This window comes from Halarchaeum salinum (assembly GCF_039520965.1).
Classification (GTDB): Archaea; Halobacteriota; Halobacteria; order Halobacteriales; family Halobacteriaceae; genus Halarchaeum; species Halarchaeum salinum.
This window is the reverse complement of record NZ_BAAABL010000077.1, coordinates 1-7200: the sequence shown is the minus strand read 5'-3', so window position 1 is coordinate 7200 and position 7200 is coordinate 1. Positions and strand designations below refer to the sequence as shown.

6 protein-coding genes and 1 pseudogene are annotated in these 7200 nt (G+C 66.7%); 2 read left to right on the top strand and 5 right to left on the bottom strand.

What is annotated here, in order from left to right; translation table 11 throughout:
- Positions 1-159: 159 nt before the first annotated feature.
- Positions 160-1431 carry a four-carbon acid sugar kinase family protein gene (locus ABDZ36_RS12645; protein WP_211313696.1) on the bottom strand — a complete coding sequence of 424 codons (1272 nt, stop codon included), beginning with the start codon at positions 1429-1431 and terminating at the stop codon, positions 160-162.
- Positions 1432-1715: 284 nt separating this feature from the next.
- Between ABDZ36_RS12645 and ABDZ36_RS12640 the strand changes: the two genes are divergently transcribed.
- The gene (locus tag ABDZ36_RS12640) at positions 1716-2507 is read left to right on the top strand and encodes an SDR family NAD(P)-dependent oxidoreductase (protein WP_211313695.1); all 792 of its coding nucleotides are present in this window, start codon (positions 1716-1718) and stop codon (positions 2505-2507) included.
- A gap of 71 nt (positions 2508-2578) precedes the next feature.
- Positions 2579-3448 (top strand): fumarylacetoacetate hydrolase family protein, encoded by an 870-nt coding sequence (locus tag ABDZ36_RS12635; RefSeq protein WP_211313694.1) that lies wholly within the window; start codon positions 2579-2581, stop codon positions 3446-3448.
- A gap of 68 nt (positions 3449-3516) precedes the next feature.
- On the opposite strand, the gene xacF is transcribed toward ABDZ36_RS12635, so the two are convergent.
- The 4 genes and pseudogenes from xacF to ABDZ36_RS12615 form a co-directional block, all read right to left on the bottom strand.
- Complete coding sequence (xacF, locus tag ABDZ36_RS12630) at positions 3517-4965, bottom strand: 2,5-dioxovalerate dehydrogenase (protein ID WP_211313693.1); 1449 nt, start codon at positions 4963-4965, stop codon at positions 3517-3519.
- Positions 4966-5043: 78 nt separating this feature from the next.
- Positions 5044-6219: an enolase C-terminal domain-like protein gene (locus tag ABDZ36_RS12625; RefSeq protein WP_211313692.1), complete on the bottom strand. Its 1176-nt coding sequence runs from the start codon at positions 6217-6219 to the stop codon at positions 5044-5046.
- Between the two features lie 51 nt (positions 6220-6270).
- Entirely contained in the window at positions 6271-7002 is a 732-nt protein-coding gene (locus ABDZ36_RS12620; protein ID WP_211313691.1) for a fumarylacetoacetate hydrolase family protein, read from the bottom strand.
- Between the two features lie 98 nt (positions 7003-7100).
- Positions 7101-7200: pseudogene (locus ABDZ36_RS12615) on the bottom strand (IS5/IS1182 family transposase); the annotation flags it as partial.

Genomic DNA, 7200 nt, shown 5'->3' with positions numbered 1-7200 from the left:
CTGGGCGGAGGGATACGAACTGCACTCCTGAGACTTATGGGTAAGAGACAGGACTAACGTCGTGGGCTTTCTCCTCGATTTCGTGGAATTGAGAGCGCTACGCTCCGGTCCTCAACGAGCGAAGGGCGAGTAGCCCCGATCGAAGTAGGGCGGGGTAGTTCACTCGGGCGTCTCCTGTTTCGGCACGCGTCGGAGGACGCGCAGGGCCGCTCGAATCGTGTCGTCGTCGCCGAATGCGCCCGCCTTCGTAACGAGCGGCGTTCCGTCCGCGCGGCCACCCCGAACCGCGCCAACCGGTACACCCATCGCGACCGACTCGCCGCGGAGCTCGATCCCGGCCGCGTCGAGTGCGGCGAGGACGCCGGTCGCGACCGCACCGCCCGTGCAGAAGAGCCCGTCCGGGGCGCGTACCTCCCAGATGCGCCGCGTCGCCTCGCCGAGCGCGGCCGTGACGCGCTCTCTGGCGTCCCGTTCGTCGACGCCCGCATTGGCCGCCGTGTCGAGCACAGCGTCGACGTCAGTGCGGGTCGTCGCCGACGCGAGAACGGCCGTCGGAGCGTCCGAGAGGCGCGACAGACACGCGTCGGCGGCGACCGTGCTCGCCCCCTCGGGATCCGTGACGGCCCGGGACGCGTCGAAGGGGATCACGCATTCGTCGGGGAGCGCGTCGAGTTGCCCCAGTGTACGGGGACTGACGCTCCCCGCGACGCCGAGCGCGGTCCCGGTCAAGTCGTCGCGACGCGCGGGGCGCGTCGCGTTCGCAGGGCCAGGAACGCGAACGTGCTCCGCAAGCCCGCCACATCCGACGTGTAGAACACGTCGTGGCGCATCGGCGACGGCCGTCGCGACCGCCTCGAGATGGTCGTCGACTACTGCGTCAAGCGTAACGACTCGCCCCGTATCGAGCGCCCCCCGAAGATCCGGATCCGAGCGCGCGACGCGTCCGACGCCGATGTGTGTCACGCCCGACGCGCCCTGTTCGCGGAGGTAGTCGGGAAGGCGCGGGTCCGTCACGGGGGCGTCCGGGTCGGTCCCCGCGTCGGTGTCGGTGACGAGCGCGCCGTCGACGAGGTGGTAGCCGCAGACAGTCGTCCGACCGTTCGAGGGGAACGCAGGCGCGACCGCAGCGGCGTCCGCGTTCATCGCTGCCATCGCGGCCTCGATCTCGGGCCCAAGGTTCCCGCGCAGCGTCGAGTCGACCTTCTTGTAGACGACGGCGGCGTCCGTGCCCGCGACGGCGTCGCGAACGCGTTGTCGCGCCTCGGCGGCGCTCGCGTATCGCGAGTCGGTGTTGACGACGAGCACGTCCACGCTGGACACGTCAAGGCCGGAATCGAGTCGAACCACCACCTCGTACCCCCGCGCCGCGAACCCGTGACCGGTGTCGTTTGCGCCCGTCAGGTCGTCGGCGACGACGAGCGCGTTAGGCATTGGCTCCGGTCCCACGAGTGCTGTTCGCGTCGAACGCCTGCCGATGGGGGTCGCCCGTGCTCGCGTCGGCAGGGTGCGCCACGAACGCGTCACATGGGGCACCAGCGCTCCCGTGGATCGCCGCGATCAAGTCAGTGATACCGGTCATGCGCGTAATAATGGCACTCGCCCGGCCTTAGCGATGACGGTGCCGGGTGCAACGGCCGCACGATGGCGTTGTCGTGGGGGTCCTTGTCGCTGCCGGGCGGGCAAACGCTATACGTCCGGACGCCGCAGTATGTGGTATGAGTTATCGAACCACAGACTGGCGTTTCGATCCGGAGACGATGTTCGCCCTCGACGACCGAACGGCGGTCGTTACGGGGGGTGCGTCCGGTCTCGGGCGCGCGATCGCGCTCGGCGTCGCAGCGCGCGGTGCGAGCGTCGCCGTTCTCGACGTCGACACAGCGAGCGCGGACAAGGTGGCCACGGCAATCACGGACGGCGGGGGAAGCGCGATCGCCGTCGAGGCGGATGTGACGGACGAAAACTCGCTCGCGGACGCGCGCGACACCGTCCTCGACGCGTTCGGCGACTACGATACGCTCTACAACGTCCCCGGCACGAACGTCCGCGTCCCCGTCCTCGACCTCGATCCGGCGGACTGGCGCGCCGTGATCGAACTGAACCTGACCGGCGTCTTCCTCTCCGCGAAGGTGCTCGGCGAGCACCTCGTCGAGCGCGGCGAGGGGAGCGTCGTCAATATGGCGTCGATTCGAGGGCTCGACGGCGGAGCGGCACAGTCTGCGTACTCGGCGAGCAAGGGCGGCGTCGTCCAGTTCACGAAGGTCCTCGCCGCCGAGTGGGCCCCGAACGTCCGGGTGAACGCGCTCGCGCCCGGCTACGCGAAGACACCGCTCGTCCGCGAGGCGATGGCGGACGAGGAGTGGTACGAGGAGATGCGAGACGGTCACCTCCTCGATCGCTTCGCCGACCCGGAGGAGGTCGCGGGCGCCGCCGTCTTCCTCGTCTCCGACGCCGCCTCCTTCGTCACGGGCGCGACGCTCCCCGTTGATGGCGGGTGGACGGCAGTCTGACTCCCCGCCGTGTTCGTCGCGGGTGATCGACCAGCGTAAGAGCTAAGAGCCGCTACTGTGACAATCAGGTTATGCGCTACCAGCAGGTAGCACGAGGATCCGAGAGGTTCCTCGTCGCCGAGACAGATAGCACCTACTATGACCTCACTGCTGCGAAGCCGGAACTCGAGGCGTTTCGCGACCTCGCTCGATCCGCGGCGGTCGCAGACGAGACAATTGACGATCTCGCTCGCGGCGCGCTCGACGACGCCCCCGAGATCGACGCTGAGACGGTTCGCAACGGCCGTCAGATCCCCGTGACACCCGAGGAAGTGTGGGCGGCCGGCGTCACCTACGAGATCAGCGAGCAGGCCCGGCAGGCCGAGAGCGACACCCCCGACATGTACGTCGATGTCTACGACGCCGAGCGTCCCGAGGTGTTCTTCAAAGCGACGCCCTCGCGTACCGTCGGCCCCGGCGAGGACATCGGCGTTCGTGCTGACTCGAACTGGAACGTCCCCGAGCCCGAGCTCGGCATCGTCCTCTATCGGGGCGACGCGATCGGCTACACGGTCGGTAACGACGTCTCGAGCCGCGACATCGAGGGCGAGAACCCGCTCTACCTCCCGCAGGCGAAGGTGTACGACCGCTGTTGCTCGCTCGGCCCCTGCGTCGTCAGCACCGACGACATCGACGACCCGCACGAGCTCGCGATGTCGATGTCGATCACGCGCGACGGCGAAGAAGTCTACACCGGCGAGACCTCGACCAACGAGCTGGTCCGGACCTGCGAAGAGCTCGCCGACTACTACACGCGGCACAACGCTGTCCCCGAACTCGCGGTCCTTCTCACCGGGACATCCATCGTCCCGAGTGATGACTTCGACCTCACCGAGGGGGACGTCGTGTCTATCGACATCGAAGGGATCGGAACACTCACGAACGGCGTTCGGACGGTCTGAGCGGCTCACGAGCGAATCGCGGAGGAGAAAACGAGACGATACCGACGCGGGCGCGACGCCCGGTCGCGTCAGTAGTTTTCGTAGACGGTCTTGGAGATCGTGTAGAAGTCGAGACCGGCGTCGCCCTGCTCGCGCCACGTCTCGCTGGAGGAGTTCTTGAACCCACCGAATGGCACATGGAGTTCGAGGCCGGTCGTCGCCTCGTTGATCTTCACGACGCCGGCTTCGACGTCGCGCTTGAAGCGGTTGATCTCGGAGTGGTCGTTCGAGACGAGGCTCGCTGCGAGCCCGTACTCGACGTCGTTACAGACCTCGAGGGCCTCCTCGTAGTCCGCGACAGGGATGACCGCGAGGACGGGACCGAACACCTCTTCCTGAGCGATCCGCATGTCGTTCTGAACGTCGGTGAACACCGTAGGCTCGACGTAGAAGCCGTCGTCGAGGTGGTCGCCCTCGGGCTCGCCGCCGCCGGCAACGAGGGTCGCGCCCTCCTCCTCGGCGATGTCGATGTACTCGAGGGTTCCCTCGAGCTCGGATTCGGTGACCTGCGGGCCCATGTCGTACTCATCGCCGGGCCCGATCTCGATAGACTCCGCACGCCCGGTAATCGCGTCGACGAAATCGTCGTAGACGTCTTCGTGGACGATCGCGCGTGAAGTCGCGGTACAAGCCTGACCAGTGACGCCGAACGCGCCGCCGGCGACGATGTCCGCGGCTTCGTCGACGTCCGCCGAGTCCATGACCAGCGTCGGGTTCTTCCCACCCATCTCCATCTGAACGCGCTTTTGGTCCTCGGTCGCCTGATCGTACACCATGTTTCCAACCTGACTACTACCGGTGAAGGAGACGGCGTCCACGGCGTCGTTCGTGGCGAACTCGGTGCCGACCTCGCTCCCGGGGCCGGTGACGAGGTTCACGGCGCCGTCGGGAATACCGGCTTCGTCGAGGGCCTCGACGATGGCGTGTGCGGGACCGGGTGCGACGGACGCGGGCTTGAGGAGGACGGCGTTCCCGGCGGCGAGCGCGGGTGCCATCTTCCACGCGGGGATCGCGATGGGGTAGTTCCACGGCGTGATGAGGGAGACGACGCCGACGGGCTCGTCTACCGTGTAGAGGTTGGTATTCTGGCCGCTGGAGGACTTGACATCGCCGCCCATGTCGTGGGTCTTCCCGGCGTAGTAGTGGAAGATGTCAATCGCGCGCTGGACTTCGCCGCCGGCCTCGGCATGGGTCTTCCCCTCCTCGTCGGTGAGGAGCTCAGTGAGCTCCTGCTTGCGATCGGCGAGAATATCGCCGGCCTCGCGAAGGATGTCACCGCGCTCGGGCGCGGGCGTCGCACCCCAGTCGTCGGCCGCGGCGGCCGCGGCGTCCGCGGCTGTGGCAGCGTCCTCTGCGCCCGAGTTCTGATACGTGTACACGACCTCGCTGGGGTCAGCGGGGTTGACGACATCGACCGTCTCGCCCGTGTCTGCCGTCGTCCACTCTCCGCCGACGTAGTTCTGGCGTGTGTCTGCCATACATGTGAACGTTCGGCGTCCGGGTAAAGGGGTCTTTCGGTCTCGGCAGGGTCACGCGGTATCACCCCGTATGCAACGTTACTCGTAGACGTGGCGGCTGCCCGTGGCGTTCGCTTCGATGTAGTCCCAGTCGTACTCGACGCCGAGGCCGGCACCGTGGGGGACGGAGACGGTGCCATCATCGTCGATGGTGTCGAACTGGTCCTCGTAGTCGCCGGCGTAGACCGGGGGCGTCGTGTTCGCCGCGTTCGGGTGGACAAGCGCCATCTCGTAGTAGTTCGCGTTGCGGGTGGCGGCGATGCAGTGGCGCTGGGCGGGCCCGGGGGCGTGGAACTCCGTATCGATCCCGAAGCCCTCCGCGACGCGCGCGATCTTGATTGCGCCCGTGATCCCGCCGTCGTACTCGGGGTCCGCGCGCAGGAAGTCCGTCGACTCGCTCGCCGCGAAATCCGACTTCACCTCGAGCCCGCGCACATGCTCCGTCTGGAGGATCGGCGTGTCGAGCTTCTGGCGGAGCTTCCGGTGAGCGTGTTGGCTGATCCCCGCGTCGCGGAACGGGTCCTCGTACCAGAAGAACCCCTCCTCGTCGAGCGCGCGGCCGAGCTTGAGGGCGTCCGCGAACGTTTCAAGTTCGCACGCCGGGTCGTGCATCAGGTCCATCTCGTCGCCGACGGCCTCGCCGACCGCGTGCACGGCGTCGATCTCGCGCGTGAGATCACGCGAGGCGTCGCCGCCACCCCAACCGTGGATCTTGAAACCCGAGTAACCCGCATCGCGGGCCTCCTCAGCGAAGTCCGCGAACGCCGTCGGGGAGTCGAGGCCGCCGTGCTCGTCGCCGTGATAGGTCGACGCGTAGGCGGGAATACGCTCGCGATAGGTGCCGAGCAGCTCGTGAATGGGCGCGTCGTAGTACTTGCCGGCGAAGTCCCAGAGTGCGATGTCGACGGGTCCGATACCCATCCGGTCGTACTTACGGAGCGCGCGTTTGATCTCGCTCCAATGCTTCTCGCGTTCGAGCGGGTTTTTCCCGACGAGGTAGTCCGCGAACATGTTCACCTGCGCCGCGCCCGGCGAGTTCCCGCCGACGTACTCGCCGGTGATCCCCTCATCGGTGTGGACGCGGAGCGCGAACAGTTTCCGCGTCGTCGTCTCGCCGGGTTCGTAGACGAGATTGAAGCCGTGCTCGTCCGTTCCGACGTCATCGAGCTCGTAGCTGAACTCGGTACTCTCGATCCGAGTGATTTCGGGTGCCATACCGGATGCGACCCACGGCGAGAGTATAAAGCTTGGTAGCCCCGCCCGGGTTCAGACCGACGTGACGTCGTGTTCGAGCGTCCCAACCCCCTCGACTTCGACCTCGACGTGGTCGCCGTCGGCGAGCGGGCCGACGCCCGCGGGGGTCCCGGTGATGATCACGTCGCCTTCTTCGAGCGTCATGTACCGCGTGATCTCCGCGATCAACTCGGGGACGGAGAAGATGAACTCGGAGATCGAGGAGTCCTGCCTGGTTTCGCCGTTCACGCGCAGCTTGACCGCGGCGTCCTCGGGTACGTGTTCGGGGTCGGCAACGACCGGGCCGATCGGACACGCCCCATCGAAGGCTTTCCCGCGGATCCAGTTCTGCTCGACGCGCTGATCGTCGCGATTCGAGATGTCGTCCGCGCAGGTGTAGCCCGCGACAACGTCCATCGCATCCGCCTCACTGACGTTTCGACACTGCTCGCCGATGACGATGCCGAGTTCGACCTCGTGCTCGACGGTCTCCTTCCCGGAGGGGAGCGTGACGGTGTCGCCGTGGCCCGCGACCGCGTTCGGCGGCTTCAGGAACAGGAGCGGTCGCTCGGGGAGATCCATACCCTCCTCCTCGGCGTGTCGCTCGTAGTTCAGGCCGACACAGACGATCTTTGTCGGGTCACACGGGGGGAGTACGTCGACCTCGTCGAGGGCGTACTCCCGTCCGCCGAAGGCAACGTGGTCATCATGGTACTCTCCCTGTCGCACTGCGCCTGCTGGATCGCGGAATCGAACGTGTCGCATATCGGCACCCACAATTCCGACCGATAAAAGCGTTCTGCAGGCCGGTCAATCTCAATCCGTTCCGACGGCTTCATTGAATCCGCAGAGGGCGACGGGATTCACTGTTTCACGGCTTGTTCGACGTTGTAGACTGCGGCGGCGAGCACAATTTCACGAAACTGGCGATACCACGCTCGCGCTCGGACGGCGGAGCCGTAC